17 protein-coding genes are annotated in these 17,355 nt (G+C 44.2%); 8 read left to right on the top strand and 9 right to left on the bottom strand.

What is annotated here, in order from left to right; all coding sequences use genetic code 11:
* Positions 1-10: 10 nt before the first annotated feature.
* Entirely contained in the window at positions 11-700 is a 690-nt protein-coding gene (phoB, locus tag JN178_RS03170; protein WP_014997327.1) for a phosphate regulon transcriptional regulator PhoB, read from the bottom strand.
* A 259-nt stretch (positions 701-959) separates the two neighbouring features.
* Between phoB and JN178_RS03165 the strand changes: the two genes are divergently transcribed.
* Both JN178_RS03165 and rdgC read left to right on the top strand, forming a co-directional pair.
* Entirely contained in the window at positions 960-2,702 is a 1,743-nt protein-coding gene (locus JN178_RS03165) for a sensor histidine kinase (RefSeq protein ID WP_202265882.1), read from the top strand.
* Between the two features lie 90 nt (positions 2,703-2,792).
* Entirely contained in the window at positions 2,793-3,704 is a 912-nt protein-coding gene (rdgC, locus tag JN178_RS03160; RefSeq protein ID WP_202263564.1) for a recombination-associated protein RdgC, read from the top strand.
* A gap of 5 nt (positions 3,705-3,709) precedes the next feature.
* Here the strand turns inward: rdgC and JN178_RS03155 are convergent, their stop codons facing one another.
* Positions 3,710-4,273, bottom strand: a complete 564-nt coding sequence (locus tag JN178_RS03155; RefSeq protein WP_202263562.1) for a helix-turn-helix domain-containing protein — start codon at positions 4,271-4,273, stop codon at positions 3,710-3,712.
* A gap of 132 nt (positions 4,274-4,405) precedes the next feature.
* Between JN178_RS03155 and JN178_RS03150 the strand changes: the two genes are divergently transcribed.
* Positions 4,406-5,554, top strand: coding sequence for a benzoate/H(+) symporter BenE family transporter (locus tag JN178_RS03150; RefSeq protein WP_202263560.1), 1,149 nt, complete (start codon positions 4,406-4,408; stop codon positions 5,552-5,554).
* Positions 5,555-5,590: 36 nt separating this feature from the next.
* Here the strand turns inward: JN178_RS03150 and JN178_RS03145 are convergent, their stop codons facing one another.
* The gene (locus JN178_RS03145) at positions 5,591-6,427 is read right to left on the bottom strand and encodes an HDOD domain-containing protein (protein WP_202263550.1); all 837 of its coding nucleotides are present in this window, start codon (positions 6,425-6,427) and stop codon (positions 5,591-5,593) included.
* Between the two features lie 499 nt (positions 6,428-6,926).
* Here JN178_RS03145 and JN178_RS03140 point away from each other — a divergent pair, with 499 nt between their 5' ends.
* Complete coding sequence (locus JN178_RS03140) at positions 6,927-8,624, top strand: dipeptidyl-peptidase 3 family protein (RefSeq protein ID WP_202263548.1); 1,698 nt, start codon at positions 6,927-6,929, stop codon at positions 8,622-8,624.
* Between the two features lie 118 nt (positions 8,625-8,742).
* Here the strand turns inward: JN178_RS03140 and JN178_RS03135 are convergent, their stop codons facing one another.
* The 4 genes from JN178_RS03135 to folB are packed head-to-tail and all read right to left on the bottom strand — an operon-like array spanning position 8,743 to position 10,804.
* Complete coding sequence (locus tag JN178_RS03135) at positions 8,743-9,114, bottom strand: histidine triad nucleotide-binding protein (protein ID WP_159623999.1); 372 nt, start codon at positions 9,112-9,114, stop codon at positions 8,743-8,745.
* A 33-nt stretch (positions 9,115-9,147) separates the two neighbouring features.
* Positions 9,148-9,948 carry an undecaprenyl-diphosphate phosphatase gene (locus tag JN178_RS03130; protein WP_202263546.1) on the bottom strand — a complete coding sequence of 267 codons (801 nt, stop codon included), beginning with the start codon at positions 9,946-9,948 and terminating at the stop codon, positions 9,148-9,150.
* Between the two features lie 8 nt (positions 9,949-9,956).
* A complete protein-coding gene (gene folK / locus JN178_RS03125) occupies positions 9,957-10,451 on the bottom strand; it encodes a 2-amino-4-hydroxy-6-hydroxymethyldihydropteridine diphosphokinase (RefSeq protein WP_202263544.1) in 495 nt (164 codons plus the stop codon).
* Positions 10,451-10,804, bottom strand: a complete 354-nt coding sequence (gene folB, locus JN178_RS03120; protein WP_159624002.1) for a dihydroneopterin aldolase — start codon at positions 10,802-10,804, stop codon at positions 10,451-10,453. Before folB ends, folK begins: the two co-directional genes overlap by 1 nt.
* A gap of 356 nt (positions 10,805-11,160) precedes the next feature.
* Between folB and plsY the strand changes: the two genes are divergently transcribed.
* Positions 11,161-11,763, top strand: a complete 603-nt coding sequence (gene plsY, locus JN178_RS03115) for a glycerol-3-phosphate 1-O-acyltransferase PlsY (protein WP_202263541.1) — start codon at positions 11,161-11,163, stop codon at positions 11,761-11,763.
* Here plsY and JN178_RS03110 read toward each other — a convergent pair.
* Together JN178_RS03110 and tsaD are read right to left on the bottom strand one after the other, a co-directional pair.
* On the bottom strand, positions 11,753-13,045 hold the full coding sequence (locus tag JN178_RS03110) for an alkaline phosphatase family protein (RefSeq protein ID WP_202263539.1): 1,293 nt from the start codon (positions 13,043-13,045) through the stop codon (positions 11,753-11,755). The genes plsY and JN178_RS03110 overlap by 11 nt on opposite strands.
* A 60-nt stretch (positions 13,046-13,105) precedes the next feature.
* On the bottom strand, positions 13,106-14,131 hold the full coding sequence (gene tsaD / locus JN178_RS03105) for a tRNA (adenosine(37)-N6)-threonylcarbamoyltransferase complex transferase subunit TsaD (RefSeq protein WP_202263536.1): 1,026 nt from the start codon (positions 14,129-14,131) through the stop codon (positions 13,106-13,108).
* Positions 14,132-14,495: 364 nt separating this feature from the next.
* Here tsaD and rpsU point away from each other — a divergent pair, with 364 nt between their 5' ends.
* The 3 genes from rpsU (at position 14,496) to dnaG (ending at position 17,223) form a co-directional block, all read left to right on the top strand.
* Entirely contained in the window at positions 14,496-14,711 is a 216-nt protein-coding gene (gene rpsU / locus JN178_RS03100) for a 30S ribosomal protein S21 (protein WP_012517258.1), read from the top strand.
* Between the two features lie 166 nt (positions 14,712-14,877).
* Entirely contained in the window at positions 14,878-15,324 is a 447-nt protein-coding gene (locus tag JN178_RS03095; RefSeq protein WP_159624006.1) for a GatB/YqeY domain-containing protein, read from the top strand.
* A gap of 120 nt (positions 15,325-15,444) precedes the next feature.
* Positions 15,445-17,223 carry a DNA primase gene (gene dnaG / locus JN178_RS03090; protein ID WP_202263534.1) on the top strand — a complete coding sequence of 593 codons (1,779 nt, stop codon included), beginning with the start codon at positions 15,445-15,447 and terminating at the stop codon, positions 17,221-17,223.
* Positions 17,224-17,355: the final 132 nt, after the last annotated feature.

The following is a 17,355-nucleotide window of genomic DNA, read 5'->3' as shown; positions in this document are numbered from 1 at the left end:
CCCCTCAAGCTTAAAGCTTAGTGGAAAAACGGTAACCCGCTCCTCTCACTGTTTGGATCATAGCATCATGACCGTGGCGAGAGATAGCTTTGCGAAGACGCCTAATATGCACATCTACCGTTCTGTCTTCTACATACACGTTTGTACCCCATACATTATCAAGTAATAGCTCACGGCTATATACGCGTTCTGGGTGTGTCATAAAGAAGTGCAGCAATTTAAATTCTGTAGGCCCCATGTCTAACGGCTCATCATTTGCCATAACGCGGTGGGATACAGGCTCAAGTTTAAGGCCGTTAAATTCAATAGGCTCTTCACTTGAAGTCGGTGTAACACGACGCATTACTGCTTTAATACGCGCAACCAACTCTTTCGGTGAGAAAGGCTTAGTGACATAATCATCAGCACCAGCGTCTAGACCGCGGATTTTATCTTCCTCTTCTCCACGGGCCGTTAGCATAATAACAGGGATATCCCTTGTGAACTCGTGCTGTTTAAGGCTCTTAGCCAACTGCACACCACTTCCTCCTGGAAGCATCCAATCCAATAGAATGAGATCCGGGTAAGGCTCACAAATTTTTTCCTGCGCGATGTCGAAATCTTCAGCTTCAATAATATTAAAGCCAGACTGCTCAAGCACAAACTTAAGCATTTCACGGATAGGCGCTTCGTCCTCAACCACCAACACTGTACGAGACATCGATATTTTCCTGGTCATGTTAAAACGCCGTTATTATTAATGCGGTCTGTGACAGTTTTATTAAAACGATTACATAATTGTGTCAAGTTGAAGACGTAAATTTGTCAACACTGCAGTGGCACTACAGAAATACGAGACTGAACAAACTAGACTATTGTTTAACCAAAAGTTTATATTCAGAATCTTGTTTATTAAACCGTTTACGCATATTCTTGGGAGTGTATTGAGTAATCGATTTGGAACAGGGGTGTGTTTATCGATGGCTGCCGTAAAAACAGGGTTGTCTAGGAAACTCTTAGCGAGAGTACTGTCGGTGTATTTTTCATTGACACTGATTGTGACCGTCGGGCAGATCTTTACTGAATACCTTAGTACCAAAAACCATGTTGAGGGTGAGCTACAAACCCTCAAAAATACCTTTTCATCCAGTCTGACCCGAGCACTTTGGGAACTTAATAACGATCAAGTACGTGCCATCGCGGAAGGTCTGATGTCGTTACCTATCGTCGAAGGGTTACAAGTGCGTGGCGAGAATGGTAACTATATTGCGGAATATGGTATTCGCGCGCAGCGCTCCCCCAATCCTGTTGATAGAGAAATGATAGAAGATCACTCAGGTGGGGTCTTCAGCTACAGCTTCCCTTTGGTGTTCAAATTTTCAGGCCGTGAATCTACGGTTGGTGATGTAACCCTCTATTCAAGCTTCGATACGATATTTAGTCGTATTGAAGTGGGTGTGTTTTTCTTAATTGGCAACGCGTTAGTTAAAACAACTTTCCTAGTATTTTTGTTTATGACCGCTTTTAGAACCATGCTGTCAGAACCCTTGCAGAACATCACCGAGCAAATGGGCAACTTCGACCCTCAACATCCAGAGGAGAGTAAGCTCAGCATTAAATTGGACGATGATAATGAATTACTCCAACTTAAAGAGTCTTACAATCAGGTTATTGATGACTTAATTGTATCCAACAAACGGCTTCGTGATGCACAAGATGAGTTAACCCTGGCCAACAAGAAATTAGATGACCAAAACCTTATTCTTGAGCAGGAAGTAGCGAAAAAAACAGCATCACTTTCACAAATCATGTTGGATTTGGAACAACAGAAAGATGAGTTGATCGCCCACCAGCGTGAGTTACGTCAAGAGAACGAAAACCGCCAGTATATTGAAGCTGAACTGCGAAAGCGCAACGAAGAGCTTGCCAGTTCGATGGAAACACTGCATCAAGCGCAAGAGCAGTTAGTAGAGTCAGAACGCATGGCATCGCTTGGTGGTTTGGTTGCTGGCATTGCCCATGATGTCAATACACCACTGGGCGTTAGTGTCACTGCGGCGAGTTTTTTACAAGAGCGTTTAACCAACTTAAAAACAGATTTCGAAGATAAAAGTCTTACCAGTAAAAACATGACAAGCTTTATTGATGAAGCAGAGCAAACAGCGTTTTTGCTTTTGAATAACCTTGAAAGAGCGTCTGACTTAATTGCAAGCTTTAAACGGGTTGCTGTGGATCAAACCAGCGAGTCGGTTCGTGAATTCGTACTCGGTGATTACATTCAAGAAATCATTCAATCGCTTCAACCTAGCTTTAAACACACAGAGCATACCATTACCGTTAATTGCCCAGAAAACCTTGTGGTGAATTGCGCACCGGGCGCCATAGCTCAAATCGTCACTAACATGGTAGTGAACTCTATTACGCACGGCTTTGAAGATAAAGACGCTGGCACTATTAAGCTTGAAGTCACAGAGCAAGACGGTTATGTGGTTATCGACTACTGTGACGATGGACGAGGATTGTCTCAAGAAGAACTTGATAAACTGTTCGATGCTTTCTACACCACCAAACGTGGTGAAGGTGGGAGTGGCTTGGGTACGCATATTATGTACAACTTGGTTACCCAGTCACTCAACGGTCAAATTGAGGCTCACAGCACAAAAGCACAAGGCCTTCGCTACATCATCCGCTTTCCGTTAGGCGCGAGCACCGAGAACGCCTAGCACACCCTAACACTCACTGTAATTCCAATTGCACCAAGGGGCGTACATTGCTACGCTTGCGCCCCCTTTTTATAAGAGACAGCTTACACTATGTGGTTTAAAAACGTTAAAGCCTATCAGATTACTCAACCACTATCGTTAGATGACAGTGACCTAGAGCGCGCATTAAGTGAAAATGCTTTTCGTCCTTGCGGTAGTCAAGATCTTGCCACTATGGGGTTTGCCTCACCGTTCTCACAGGCGGGAAAAAACGGCACTATGTTTCACGTAGTCCAGCAGCGTTACTGGATAACGCTAAAGAAACAAGAGAAAATCTTGCCCAGTGCCGTGGTTAACGCGGAGCTTGAAGAAATGGTGGCCAAAATTGAAATGGAAACCGGTTCACCTGTTGGCAAAAAAGCAAAAGCGGACTTAAAACAAGAAATACAGACACGTTTGCTGCCCCAAGCCTTTACAAAGAATAGCTATACACATGGCTACATTTCACTTGCCGATAATCTCGTAGTTGTTGACGCATCTTCAGACGGAAAAGCAGAAGCCTTTTTAGCAATGGTGAGAAAGGCGATAGGCTCTCTACCCGTAGTGCCTTTTACCCGTAGAAGCCTTCAAAGTGAATTAACGCACTGGGTAACTGAGGGTACGCCTGAAGGGGTAAGTCTTTTAGAAGAAGCTGAATTTAAGTCTACTGATGATACTGGAAGCGTGATCCGCTGCAAGAATCAGCCGCTAGACAGCGAAGAGATCACCATTCACTTAGATGCTGGCAAACTCGTTCAAAAAGTCGCCTTTGAATATGCAGAGTCTTTAACTGCTATTATTTGTGAAGATGGGGCTATCAAACGCGTTAAGTTCACCGACCGCATTAAAGAAGAAACCGCAGATGTGCCAAAAGATCAGGTTGAGGCGCGCTTAGACGCTGAGTTCGCGTTAATGTCTGCAGAAATTACAACACTGCTTAACTTTTTGCGTGACGCGTTAAACCTTAACGATTCAAGCTTGTAAGTGTTCTACGAAGGGTAGTGAATAACCGCTATAAAGTGAGTTTCTCCTACCTCATCTCGATAACCGTGGGGTTGGTCGGCGTGCAATAAGCACTGCATACCTTCCTCATAGGTTTTCCAGCAACCATCCTGCAATATACTTAAACGACCTTTAGTAACATGAATATGTTCAGTTACACCGACTTGGTGGGGCGGTGAATGTTGCTCGTGACAACCTGAAAGTCGTAGCTCAAACATTTCAAATCCCGTTGTCGCGTTGTAACCAAACAAGGTTTTCACTTGCATGTTTGGGTCGTTAACAAACCTATCTTCATCGGTGCCATTTGTTGTCGTTGCTTCACTATTTTCGCTAGCCAGAAACGACGAAAATGAGGTGGCTAAGCCCGCGGAGATTTTCCATAGTGTCGCTATCGTTGGACTTGATTCTCCTCGCTCGATTTGACCAAGCATTGCTTTTGACACTCCCGTGAGTGTGGCCGCTTTGTCTAGAGACAGGCCCCGCGCCTTTCTTAAGTCTCGTAAACGCGTAGCAATACGATGAGAAAGTGGGCTTGTAGTATTTCTCGACATACCCCTATTAAGTCCTATTCTTTTTTACTTGTGCGTTATAGCGCACAAGTGCTATTTTATTATTTGTACGTTATAGCGCACACATTATTTTTTGTCGAGAGATGATGATCTAGCAAATAGGACAGTATTTTTATGGGCCAGTGGAAGTTTAGTCATGTTAGTGCAGGGTTAACTGCGGTAACCGTTGGCTATAGCAGTGCAATCGTTATCGTTATTGATTTGGCGAGACGTGCTGGGGCAACTGAAGACATGGTCGTCAGTTGGTTACTGGCACTTGGATTGGGTATGGGTTTGACGTGCATTGTTTTTTCTTGGCTTACTAAGATGCCTGTAGTAACAGCATGGTCGACACCCGGTGCGGCTTTTTTGTTAACCACGGTTGAGGCTTACAGCTTATCTGAAGTGATAGGCGCTTTTGTACTGTGTGCCCTCTTCTCACTTATTACCGCGCAAAGCCGCGCGTTGTTGGCGCAAATAAGTCGCATACCTTCAGCAATATCATCGGCCCTGCTTAGCGGCATTTTGCTGCCTATTTGCTTGGCCATCTTTAGCGATGTAAATAACTCGCCAGTATTAGTAGCGCTTTATCTTGCGGTTTATCTAATAGGAAGCCGCTGGTTTGCGCAGTACCTTATGCTGGTGCTACTTCTTATGTCTGTCGGCCTCAGTTTTTACCTACAACCACAGACCTCACTATCTTTTTCGATGCCAACACCGGTGTGGGTCACTCCTGAATTTAGTCTCTCATCAGCGGCTGGACTTGCGTTTCCTCTTTTTCTGGTGACCACACTGTCGCAAAACTTACCGGGCATTGCTATTCATCATGCCCATGATTACAAGCCTGATCACAAGCCAATATTATCTGGTATCGCCATTACTCAAGGCCTTCTTGCCCCATTTGGTGGCTTCACATTTAATCTAGCCGCAATTACCGCAGCCTTATGTATGGGCGAGCACGCTGACAGTAACAAGGACCAACGCTACAAGGCAGCCATCGCAGCGGGTGTGGCATACTTATTCATGGGACTTATTGCGTCGATTGTCGTAACGCTTTTTGTCAGCATGCCAACTACTATTATTCATTTGCTTGCTGGGCTTGCGCTTCTTGCTACATTGCAAGGTGCGCTTTCACGTAGTATGGAGGTGACAGAACATCGCGCGCCAGCAATGCTAACATTATTATGTACTGCGTCTGGATTCAGCTTATTTTCTATGACATCCGCTGTGTGGGGGCTGCTTCTTGGCTTACTGTTACTCTTCCTACAAAAAAGCCGATGCTAAGACATCGGCTTTGTGCTAATCAAGAAAACGACCTTGTTATAGGAAAATTTGTTTCGCAGCGCTTGATAGCTCTTCAAATTCGTCAGAGTGAAGTTCCCCCATATCTTCCACTACACCACGCTGAATTGCCAGATTTAGCACCGCGTCTTTTTGGCTGTCAATCGCGCCTGACAATGCAGCGCCTACGCGTACAAAATCAATATAGCTAAGAGATTCTGGAATGTAGCTTAAATCTTTCCAATTTTTCGCAACATTAACGAAGGTATCACCAAAGCTCCACTCTTGCATGATACTAGCACCAATGCGACCTGCTAACTTGTCTATCGCCACTTCTAAAAATGACGGGTTCGCAAATACTTCTGGATGACGTTCAGCTTCAGTGAGAATAGGCAACACACCAATGTTGTGTACCAATGCTGCCAATGTCATTGTGTCCATGCTCATTTCACGCTTTTTTGTGCGCGCGATATAGAGCTGAAGTACAGCCATTGAGTTCGCAACAATATTCACTGTACTTGCCCACTCTTTTTGCAAGTACTTAGCAACAACGTCATTTTTTGAAACGAAAAGTTGCTCCATTGCCAATGCCGTAGAAATATTCTTAATTTGTCGCAAACCAATTCGAGTTACAGCCTGACTAATTGACGTTACTTTAACACTACGTCCCATGTAAGCACTGTTGGCAATTTTGATCATACGTGCCGTTAACGAAGGGTCTTGACCGATAACGTCGCCCATCGCATTTAAGTTAATATCAGGATCATCTGCTGCTTTTCTAACTTTAAGCGCGATAGCAGGAAGTGTAGGAAGGACGAGTGTGTCGTTATTTATTTTTTCAACCAAAATCGTCGAAAGCGCGTTCTGTGTAGACATATTTTCTACCCTTAGAAAGTTCCTTGTAGCCCGAAACAGGCAACGTGTTGCTAAATCATCTACCAATCCAAAAACAACGAAATAACATCAACTTGTTTTCGGACATCACTATGTATGCGGTCAGCCTTATTCGCGTGTATTTATTCAACAATACGAATTGCACAGGCCATTTTTTGTTTTAGTATTTCTATCACCATACTATAGTAGCGATAGAGTTTCGACCAACTAAATTGCAAACAAAACAGCATATTTTTCAAGCAGAATGAGCAAAGTTGACGGTTGGTGCTGCTAGCCTACAAGACTTTTATTACGATTTGTTGATTCTCTGCTTATGCAACCGCTTGTTACTTTAGTACGAGTATAGCTAACACATGGCAAATCACTATTGATATCGCGCAAATTTTTTTCATACTTTTGTATGAAATCAAACGCATAGCATGTCAGTATGAATGTATTAGTTGGGAAGCCCCCGAATAAACAACAACCGTTAAGAGTTAATATGAAAATTACAAAACTAACGACTATGACCCCTATCGCTGCGGCGGTAGCTGGACTATTTTTGCTTGGTGCCTGCAGCAAAAGCACAGAGACCACACAAACTGAAAGTACACAAACGCCGGTTGTAACTGAGCAAGCATTGCTTGTAGATACGGCTCGCTTATCGATATATCACCCGGTTGATTTAACCAGTGACCTTTCACACCTTAGTGAAAATCAAAAACAGATGCTGTCGCTGCTTATCGACGCATCTCAAATTATGGATGATCTGTTCTGGCAACAAGCGTTTTTCGAAGATAAAGCGACTTTTCTAAATACAATTAAAGATGACGCAGTGCGTCATTTTGCCACAATCAACTACGGCCCATGGGACCGTTTAAATGGCGATACGCCATTCATCAGCGGATATGATGATAAAGCAATGGGCGCTGAGTTCTATCCCCATGACATGGATAAGGCAGAGTTTGGCACCGCGAGCTTTAACGATAAAGCAGGTCTTTATTCTATGGTTAAACGCGACGAGGCAGGAAAGCTTTACGCAGAACCCTATTCAAAAGCGTTTAAAAGCGAGTTAATGAAAGCGTCAGATCTGTTAAAGCAAGCATCAGCACTGGCTGAAGATGAGAGCTTTAAGCAGTATCTTCAATTGCGAGCAGAAGCCCTACTGACTGATGACTACCTTGCGTCTGATATGGCTTGGATGGATATGAAAACTAACCCAGTAGAGTTGGTTATCGGACCTATTGAGACTTACGAAGACCAACTGTTTGGCTACCGCGCGGCATTTGAAGCCTACGTACTCGTAAAAGATCTGGCTTGGAGTGAAAAGCTTGCCAAATACGCGGCTTTTTTACCTGAACTACAACAAGGGCTACCTGTTGCACAAGCCTACAAGGCTGAAATGCCAGGTTCTGATGCAGACCTTAACGCTTATGATGTCATTTATTACGCGGGTCACTCAAATGCTGGCAGCAAAACCATTGCGATTAATTTGCCTAACGATGAGCGCGTGCAACTCGAAAAAGGCACTCGCCGTCTACAGTTAAAAAATGCGATGCAGGCGAAGTTTGATAACATCCTCGTGCCTATCGCTAATACACTGATTGTGCCAGAGCAGCGCGACCACATCACCTTTGATGCGTTCTTTGCCAATACTATGTTTCACGAAGTTGCCCACGGGTTAGGCATTAAGAACACATTGGATGGTGCAGGAACAGTTCGTGGCGCATTAAAAGAGCATGCGTCAGCATTAGAAGAAGGTAAAGCCGATATCTTGGGCTTGTATATGGTACAAAGCTTGTTAGAAAAAGGCGAAATTACAGAAGGTACGCTAGAAGACTACTATGTTACTTTCATGGCAGGTATTTTCCGTTCCGTGCGTTTCGGTGCAAGTTCGGCCCACGGCAAAGCCAATATGATCCGCTTCAATTTCTTTGCACAACAAGGTGCATTTGAGAAGACACAAGACGGTTTGTATCGCGTTAATATGGAAAAGATGGGCGCAGCAGTTGAAGCGTTATCTGAGCTTATCCTAACACTACAAGGTGACGGTGATTACGATGGCGTGGCCGACCTTGTAGCAACGATGGGCGTTATTAAACCAGCTTTAGCATCTGACCTAGCGCGTCTTGAAGCCGCGAATATTCCGGTAGACATTCACTTTAACCAAGGCAAAAAAGTATTAGGGCTTGGTGACTAAGCACAACCGTTTAATATATTACAAAGCACCACATGCTAAAGCATGAGGCGCTTTTTTATTGCTTGAATGCTTCCTTAGTAAGCCAATATCGCGAATTGTTTATCGACGAATCGATACTTCACTCTACATGTTGTTTCATATTTTCGGTATAGGGAGGCCAACCTAAAGGCTTTCCAGCTAAAACGTGCAAGTGTATGTGATACACCGTTTGCCCACCGAATTCATTGCAGTTCATCACTGTGCGATAACCCTGCTGTGCAAAACCATGCTCGGCTGCTACTTTTGCTGCTACATACGACAAATGCCCTACGACTTCGCGATCTTCTTTTGCAATATCATTAATGGTTGCTATCGCCTTTTTAGGTATCACCAAAAAATGAAGTGGTGCCTGAGGGTTTATATCTTTAAAGGCAAGTGCTAATTCATCTTCATACAAGATTTCAGCAGGAATTTCTTTGTTGATAATCTTGGTAAAAATTGTTTCCGACATTATTGATTTCCTTATGATTTTTCAGGGCGTATTTTATGCAAAAACAAACCATAGCAATACAGCACCTAACGCAAGGCGATAGATAACAAAAGGCAACATGCCAATACGCGATATCCAACTCAAAAATAGATAAATACACAAATAAGCGCTCACGAAAGAAAACGCTGCGCCGTACAATAAAGCAGACCAATCTACGGCTTCATTGGCATTTAATAAATCAAGTGTTGCAAGTAGCCCAGCCCCTAAGATGACGGGTATAGAAAGCAAAAAAGAGAAACGCGCACAGGCTTCCCGTTTAAGCCCAAGCATAAGCCCGGCTGTCATGGTTATACCTGATCGCGAGGTGCCCGGAATGAGCGCAAGCACTTGTGCTAGACCTATAAATACCGCTTGCTTAAAAGTAAGACCTTCAAGTTCTTGCTCTCGCTTTGCGGTTGCATCGGCGTACCACAGTAACAAACCGAAAAGAATAGTCGTTCCCGAAATAACCAGTGCCGTGCGGGCGTTATCCTCTATCCAGCCTTTCATTAAAAAGCCGATTATCACTGCTGGAATAGTCGCAATAATGACATACCATGCTAACTTACTATCTGTTGATTGCTGTTTAGTAAACCCTTGAGTAACCCATGCAACTGTCATTTGGCCGATTTCTTGACGAAAATAAATCATGACCGCAAGTAGACTTCCCACGTGCACCGCAACATCAAACGCAAGCCCCTGACTCACCCAACCAAATAGTTCAGCGGGTAACAATAGGTGGCCTGAGCTGCTAATGGGTAGAAACTCTGTAACGCCTTGAATAATTGCCAGAATTATAATTTCAAAAAGTGTCATTCCTTTGCTTAACTCCACGTAAAGTCAATAGGCCGAAGCTGTTGTTTTTGTTTATCGAATGCATCCCACATTTGGGCATAGGTTTTTTGTATTTCTGGGTGACGCTCGTTAGGCACAAGCTCAGCAAGTGGCCAGAGTACGAACGCGTTATAACAAATTTCTTCTCTGGGTAGCACTATAGGTTGCGTAGTGACTTTACTGTCATAAGTCAGCAAGTCTAAATCAAGCGTGCGCGCGCAGAACTTTTTGTCACTGTGCACGCGCCCATTGTCTTTCTCAATGGTTTTCAATGTTGAGCATACTGACTCAATATCCATCAATGTGGTTGCCCTCGCAACCAGATTGTAAAACGGACTACCATTGAACCCTACCGCTTCGCTCTCATACACTGACGATACGCTGACATCGTCAAAGTGCTGTTTTAGGGCCGATAATGACCGGCGGGTGTAATGCTCTCTATCAATGTTTGAGCCAATACTGATAAGAATAACGTGTTTGGACATTAAGACTGCTCTCGCCTCATCTCAACCGCAACCGTTTTTGCATTGGGCAAGATATCCGGCTTAACAATCTTCAAGGTAATAGCAGCAACTGAAAACTGTGTTAGAACGGCATCCATCACTTTACTGCCAAACGCTTCTAATAATTCAAACTGACTCTCTTTACCTACATTGACAATACATTCAGCCACTTTTGCGTAATCGACTGTATCGTTGACATCATCAGATTGCATGGCTGCGCGCAAATCGACATCCAAGATAACATCAAGCAATAACTCGGTATTGCGAACGCGTTCCCAGTCATATACGCCAATGAGTGTGTCGACTGACAACCCGGTTATATAAATTTTTCCCATGAATTCTATCAACTTATGTTATTGCTAAGCGCTAATGTGCATTAACCAGTGTGCATTAAGATACAGTGGACTTATGCTCATACGAACTATTGTACCTCCACGTAAACGCTATCCAATGTTTGTTTAGCTTTTTATTACACAATTTAACCAAGCAAATTAACGGCCAAAACAATTTAAAAGCTAAAAAAATAAGCGGTTAAAGGTGGTATATCACGTTTGGATGGAGTAGCTTTACATGCATTTACAGCCTGTCATCTATATCGCATTAGCGTCTTGCTCGGTATAGCGATAGGTATTTTGCTAACCGCAGCAAATTTGCCACAACTATAACGCTGTATGATAACAAGGGGCAACCAATGATTTCATTAACCATTTTAATGATAGCGGTCGCTTATCTTTTCGGCTCACTGTCCAGTGCAGTGGTGATCAGTCGCGCATTTGGTTTACCTGACCCCCGCACGGCAGGCTCTAAGAACCCAGGTGCTACCAATGTCTATCGATTAGGAGGGCGTATTCCGGCCCTGTTAGTTCTGGTAATGGATATTTTAAAAGGCACGATCCCTGTTTATGGCAGCTATTTTCTAGGCATTGAACCCGTGTTGCTCGGCGTTATCGCCATTGCTGCGTGTCTTGGTCATATCTTTCCACTGTATTTCGGTTTTGAAGGTGGGAAAGCCGTGGCAACTGCATTTGGCGCTATGCTACCTATAGGTCTAGATTTGGCGGGCTTATTGATTCTATGTTGGATTGCTGTGGTATTTTTGACCGGTTATTCGTCGCTTGGGGCTATTTTAGCGGTATCGCTTGCCCCCCTATTTACCTACTGGATCAAACCTCTTTACACCATACCCGTGGCAATGCTGTCCCTGTTAATTGTCTTGCGCCACAAAGACAACATAGCCCGCCTATTGGCAGGCAATGAAAGTAAAGTGTGGGATAAAGGCAATATTAAAGAGTAAGACCACCACTGAGCACGTCTAACTTGCCATCAATGGTAGTAATAGGCGTAATACCCAGTATTTTAGCCAGTGCAGGGTACAACTCTAAATTGCTAAATCGTGCAATGCGCTTATGTTTTTTAAAAGCGGGGCCTGAAGCAACGAACGTTGCTCCCATATCGGGCAGCGTATTTAAGTAACCGTGGCCGCCTTTGCTGGAATAATTGTTTGCATCATTAACAAAGCGTGCCGGTGGCGCCACTTCAAGAAGAATATCACCTGTTCTTCTGTCTACTTCCATGCTGCGAGCAGCGCGCATAGTGCTATCAAGCACCGTAAATCGACCCTTAGCAATAGCAGTAAGTCGCGCTTTTTCATGTGCTATCTCATCTGCGCTAATCTCTTCCCGAGCGTAAATTAATAACTGAGCACCTTCGTTTTCCACAAGAAAATCATCGGGAATATTGAGTGTGTCCACTTCAATAAATTGCGATTCATCAAGTGGCGTCATGCCATGGTCTGATACGACGACCAAGTTAACTGCAATATCTAACGCTTGTATACGGTCATAAAGTTGCCCTATTAACGCATCAACTTTCTGCACCGCGTGTTTCGTTTTCTCTGATAGGGGTCCTTCATCATGCCCTACCGTATCAGTTAGCGAAAAGTAGCCAGCAATAAACCGAGGACGAGACACCTCTGGTAAATTTAGCCACTGCATTATCTGCTCTACACGCTGTTGATAATCGGCATATTTTGAGTAATGGAAATGATAGGTCGGCAGGGCACCGGAAATACGAGCATCAGACTCGGGCCAAAAAAAGGTAGCGGCTTTTAAGCCATGAAATTCAGCTAGGTTCCACAAAGGTACAGCCGTTATCCATGTACTATCCATTCTACCATAGCCCATTTTATAGTGTGCATAGCCCCCATCAACGGGGCGAGACTTATCATAAAACCGATTATTTACTATACCGTGGTGCTTGGGTAACAAACCTGTGACTAACGAAATATGATTTGGGAAGGTATTAGCCGGATAGACAGGCGTCATTGCATCAGCCCTTACCCCGTTTTTAGCTATTCGTTTGAGGTTTGTCGCGTCGTGAAGCTCTATGTAATCGTGCCTGAATCCATCAAGAGAAATGAGCACTACGTGTTGTTGGGCATCTTTATTTCGGTGAGAGCCAAGGGGTGAGGTATTACCCTCGCTGGCAATCTGTGCAGACGCCGACAGACACCAAAATATGCTACACCAAAAGAAGCAACACCAACCCCAAATCCGACTGACTTTTATCGCTTTCATTACCAAACTGTCCTTTTCTTAGTTTACCGCTATCGGTAATTTAGCGTGTTCGAATTTCGATTAAATGGCATTAAGTGTATCAAGAGGCCATCTTGGTTTAGCTTGTGAAGATAAGCCCAGTACTTCGCCTGCTTTTAATCGCTGCATGCCAGCGTAGGCTATCATAGCGCCATTGTCAGTGCAGTATGCCAAACTTGGATAGAACACCTCACCCTTTAGGTCGTTCATTAATGATTTCATTTGTGCGCGCAGCATAGTATTTGCACTAACACCGCCAGCAATAACTAAACGCTTCATGCCGGTTTGTTTAAGGGCGCGCTTGCATTTAATAATAAGGGTATCAACCACTGCTTCTTGAAAGGCATAGGCAATATTCGCTTTTATTTGCTCTGCATCACTGCCGCTTAAGTCTGCGTCGCGAATGGTATTGGCAGCAAACGTTTTAAGACCACTGAAACTGAAATCGAGCCCAGGTCTATCTGTCATCGGACGCGGAAACTTGTAGTGACCTGCTTCACCCTGTTCGGCTAACTTTGCTAATAAAGGACCACCAGGATAATCAAGGCCAAGTAGCTTTGCCGTCTTGTCGAAGGCCTCGCCAGCGGCATCATCTATTGATTCACCAAGCACCTCATACTGACCTATTCCCTCAACTTTAACCAACATAGAGTGGCCACCAGATACTAATAGGGCAACAAAAGGAAACGCGGGCGCCTCCTCTTCTAACATGGGCGCTAGCAAATGCCCTTCCATGTGGTGAACCCCTACAGCAGGTACATTCCACGCGTACGCCAATGAACGTCCAACCGATGAGCCAACCAAGAGTGCCCCTACAAGTCCGGGGCCTTGCGTAAACGCTACGCCATCAATTTGATCTGGCGTTGTATTGGCATCTTCCATTGCTTTTTCAATAAGAGGAATGATCTTGCGCACGTGATCGCGCGATGCCAGCTCAGGCACAACACCACCGTAATCGGCATGCAGCTTAACCTGGCTATACAATTCGTGAGACAATAAGCCCTGCGCGTCGTCATAAACGGCAATGCCAGTTTCGTCACACGATGTTTCAATTCCTAATATACGCATTGGAAGTAACCCTATTTGCAACCTTTGAACTAAAAAAATGATCTGCAAATTTTTCTGGCGATCTGTCACGATCATCATTATGATCTCGCCGCGATCATAACAATACCCATACAAATTCTAGTGGTTTTTACTAGACGTTGTTATGGGTCGCCCACTTGCTAGGGCGCAGAGTTTACCTTTAATCCCGTGTTCATGGAATGCTAACAAAGGGGTAAATGCACAATATTGGCTAATTTTTAGCAATTCATCCTTTACTTTCTCTGTAGATATGATTAGAATTTCGCACCATTTTTAACCCGGGTGGCCTTTTTAGCGCACAATTTTACCCGGATTTACACAGTAAAAGTTTTGAGGTGAGTGTTTAATGCCTATCGTTAAAGTTAGAGAAAACGAGCCGTTTGATGTGGCGCTGCGTCGTTTTAAGCGTTCTTGTGAAAAAGCAGGTGTTCTTTCTGAAGTTCGTCGTCGTGAATTCTTCGAAAAACCAACTTGGGAACGCAAGCGCAAGAAAGCTGCCGCTAAAAAGCGTCATCTTAAGAAGCTAGCTCGTGAAAACGCACGTCGCGTAAAACTCTACTAATATAGGGTTAAGTAACGAGTCTGAAAGGTGTTGCAATTGCAGCACCTTTCGCGTTTCTGGGCCCCTATTTTTTCAGTCGAACCCGTTTGTTCCCATTCAAATGGTTGCATTTGATTTTTAACCTGAGGCTTAATAGGCCACCGATAAAAATAAAACAGGAAGCATCATGGCACTAATTGATGATTTAAAAGAAGCACAGAAAGACGCAATGCGCGCGAAAGATAAAGTGCGTTTAGGCACCATTCGCATGGCACTTGCTGCTATCAAGCAAAAAGAAATTGATGAGCAAATTACATTAGATGATAGTGCTATCTTAGCGGTATTGACCAAAATGGTTAAGCAGCGCCAAGACGCCGCAGCACAATATGATGCGGCTAATCGCGATGATCTTGCTAGCATTGAGCGTGAAGAAATTACCCATATTGAAGGCTTTTTACCTCAGCCGTTAACCGACGATGAGCTAAACGCACTTATCGATGAAACGATGACCGCGACTGGCGCGTCTGGTATGCAGGATATGGGTAAAGTAATGGGCGCACTTAAGCCGCAAGTACAAGGCCGTACGGATATGGGCGCACTAAGCGCTAAAATTAAGGCTCGCCTTAACGCTTAAATAGGCTTTTGTACTACGCCTAGTTTTTGTCTAATGCAGAACGATTGACGCCATGTTAGTCGTTCTCATTTTATGACTTCCCTGATACAGTAACCGTTGTTTTACGTTTTTGACTTCCCCATGGCCGGAAAAATACCTCGCGATTTCATTGATGACTTACTCTCTCGTACCGATGTGGTAGAAGTAGTAGATAGTCGAGTTAAACTCAAAAAAGCTGGCAAGAACTACCAAGCCTGTTGCCCTTTTCACAATGAAAAATCCCCTTCATTTACCGTTAGCCAAGACAAACAGTTCTACCACTGCTTTGGATGTGGGGCCCATGGAAATGCCATTTCGTTCATCATGGAATTTGACCGACTTGAGTTTGTTGAAGCCATAGAAGAGCTGGCGCGCTATCACGGCCTTGAAGTACCGCGAGAAAAAGGTAGCCGTCCAGCGATGAGTGAGGAAAAAAAGCAACAACAGCAAGACGACTATGCCGTAATGGAGCAAGTTACTCGCTTTTTTCAGCATCAGCTACGACAAAATAGCAACAGCAAAAAAGCTATCGACTACCTCAAGAATCGTGGGCTTAGTGGCGATATTGTAAAGCAATGGGAAATTGGCTATGCGCCCGATAGTTGGGATGCTCTGTTAAAAACCTTTGGTACTGATCCACAACGTATCAAGCAACTCGTGGATTTAAAGCTAGTTAATCGCAACGACCAAGGTCGCACATACGACTTCTTTCGCGATCGTATTATGTTTCCGATACGCGATAAACGCGGTCGAGTCGTTGGCTTTGGTGGTCGTGTTCTTGATGATGGTGGTCCAAAATACTTGAACTCACCTGAAACGCGAATATTTCACAAAGGCAGTGAGCTGTTTGGATTCTATTCTGCGCGTCAGCAAAATCGTACGCTAGACACTGTAGTCATTGTTGAAGGCTATATGGATGTAGTGGCGTTAAGCCAATTTGACATCAATATTGCAACTGCGGCACTTGGAACAGCCACAACGCCTGAGCACATCCAAATGTTAGTCCGCGCCACGTCGCACATAGTATGCTGCTATGATGGTGACCGTGCGGGACGTGAGGCAGCATGGCGCGCACTTGAAAATGCATTACCAGCTTTAAAGGATGGTGTTCGCCTATCGTTTCTATTTCTACCCGATGGTGAAGACCCAGACACTATGGTTCGCCAAGTGGGTAAAGACGCCTTTATGGGTATGTTGGATAAGGCAATGCCGTTATCTCGTTTCTTCTTTGAAAATTTATTAAAAACCCACAACGTAGGTACCCCTGAAGGCAAAATTGCGCTCAAAAAAGCCGCCATGCCACTTATTGAAAGCGTTTTGGGTGACGATCAGAAACAAATGCTACTAGAAGAACTTGCCAAACATACTGGTGAGTTTGATCGCTTTAAACTGCAACAAGACATTACGCGTGCCAATCAAGGTGCTAAACACGCATTTTCACCTAACCGTACGCAGGTGAATAAACCAAAGCTGTCGCCGCTACGCATGCTAATTCGGCTACTATTGGACAAACCTGAACTGGCATCACGCTGCGAAGATGTGCAAATAGGTATTTTTGCCGGCAGCCAAGCAGCAGGAATGGATTTGCTGCGCGATATTCACGCTTATTGCGAGGCAAATCCAAGAGCAAATACTGCACAGCTTGTTGAAAATTTCCGCGGTCATCCCCACTCTACTACTATCGCGAAATTATTGTTACAAGAACACTTGGTAAAAGACGAGGATGCTGAACGGGTTTATAACGACAGCTTCGCTCGCTTACTTGACGGGCATTTCGATAGCCGAATTGAAACCTTAATTTCACGCTCGCGGGTTCAGCCGCTCACTAAAGCGGAAAAAGAGGAACTGACCCTGCTCATGAGGGAAAGGCAGAAAAGTTAACCCCATCTGCAAAGTGAATTTTGTATTGTCTTTTTGTATTTGGCTACTGGCTAAAAATTCAGCCACCAATCTGGTAAAACCACCGCAAACTCTGCTATACTGGCTAATTCGCTGCACGTGTAGGTAAAACCG

It is taken from the genome of Alteromonas sp. KC3, from assembly GCF_016756315.1.
Lineage (GTDB): Bacteria > Pseudomonadota > Gammaproteobacteria > Enterobacterales > Alteromonadaceae > Alteromonas.
This window is presented reverse-complemented; position numbering and strand designations above follow the sequence as displayed.

What these genes read in the sequence shown, in the direction of transcription:
- tsaD (WP_202263536.1), bottom strand. Translation starts at nt 14,131, where the DNA reads ATGCGTATATTAGGAATTGAAACATCGTGTGACGAAACTGGCATTGCC.
- JN178_RS03155 (WP_202263562.1), bottom strand. Translation starts at nt 4,273, where the DNA reads ATGTCGAGAAATACTACAAGCCCACTTTCTCATCGTATTGCTACGCGT.
- dnaG (WP_202263534.1), top strand. Translation starts at nt 15,445, where the DNA reads ATGGCCGGAAAAATACCTCGCGATTTCATTGATGACTTACTCTCTCGT.
- JN178_RS03110 (WP_202263539.1), bottom strand. Translation starts at nt 13,045, where the DNA reads ATGAAAGCGATAAAAGTCAGTCGGATTTGGGGTTGGTGTTGCTTCTTT.
- JN178_RS03150 (WP_202263560.1), top strand. Translation starts at nt 4,406, where the DNA reads ATGGGCCAGTGGAAGTTTAGTCATGTTAGTGCAGGGTTAACTGCGGTA.
- phoB (WP_014997327.1), bottom strand. Translation starts at nt 700, where the DNA reads ATGTCTCGTACAGTGTTGGTGGTTGAGGACGAAGCGCCTATCCGTGAA.
- rpsU (WP_012517258.1), top strand. Translation starts at nt 14,496, where the DNA reads ATGCCTATCGTTAAAGTTAGAGAAAACGAGCCGTTTGATGTGGCGCTG.
- JN178_RS03135 (WP_159623999.1), bottom strand. Translation starts at nt 9,114, where the DNA reads ATGTCGGAAACAATTTTTACCAAGATTATCAACAAAGAAATTCCTGCT.
- JN178_RS03165 (WP_202265882.1), top strand. Translation starts at nt 960, where the DNA reads ATGGCTGCCGTAAAAACAGGGTTGTCTAGGAAACTCTTAGCGAGAGTA.
- plsY (WP_202263541.1), top strand. Translation starts at nt 11,161, where the DNA reads ATGATTTCATTAACCATTTTAATGATAGCGGTCGCTTATCTTTTCGGC.
- JN178_RS03145 (WP_202263550.1), bottom strand. Translation starts at nt 6,427, where the DNA reads ATGTCTACACAGAACGCGCTTTCGACGATTTTGGTTGAAAAAATAAAT.
- JN178_RS03095 (WP_159624006.1), top strand. Translation starts at nt 14,878, where the DNA reads ATGGCACTAATTGATGATTTAAAAGAAGCACAGAAAGACGCAATGCGC.
- folB (WP_159624002.1), bottom strand. Translation starts at nt 10,804, where the DNA reads ATGGGAAAAATTTATATAACCGGGTTGTCAGTCGACACACTCATTGGC.
- JN178_RS03130 (WP_202263546.1), bottom strand. Translation starts at nt 9,948, where the DNA reads ATGACACTTTTTGAAATTATAATTCTGGCAATTATTCAAGGCGTTACA.
- rdgC (WP_202263564.1), top strand. Translation starts at nt 2,793, where the DNA reads ATGTGGTTTAAAAACGTTAAAGCCTATCAGATTACTCAACCACTATCG.
- folK (WP_202263544.1), bottom strand. Translation starts at nt 10,451, where the DNA reads ATGTCCAAACACGTTATTCTTATCAGTATTGGCTCAAACATTGATAGA.
- JN178_RS03140 (WP_202263548.1), top strand. Translation starts at nt 6,927, where the DNA reads ATGAAAATTACAAAACTAACGACTATGACCCCTATCGCTGCGGCGGTA.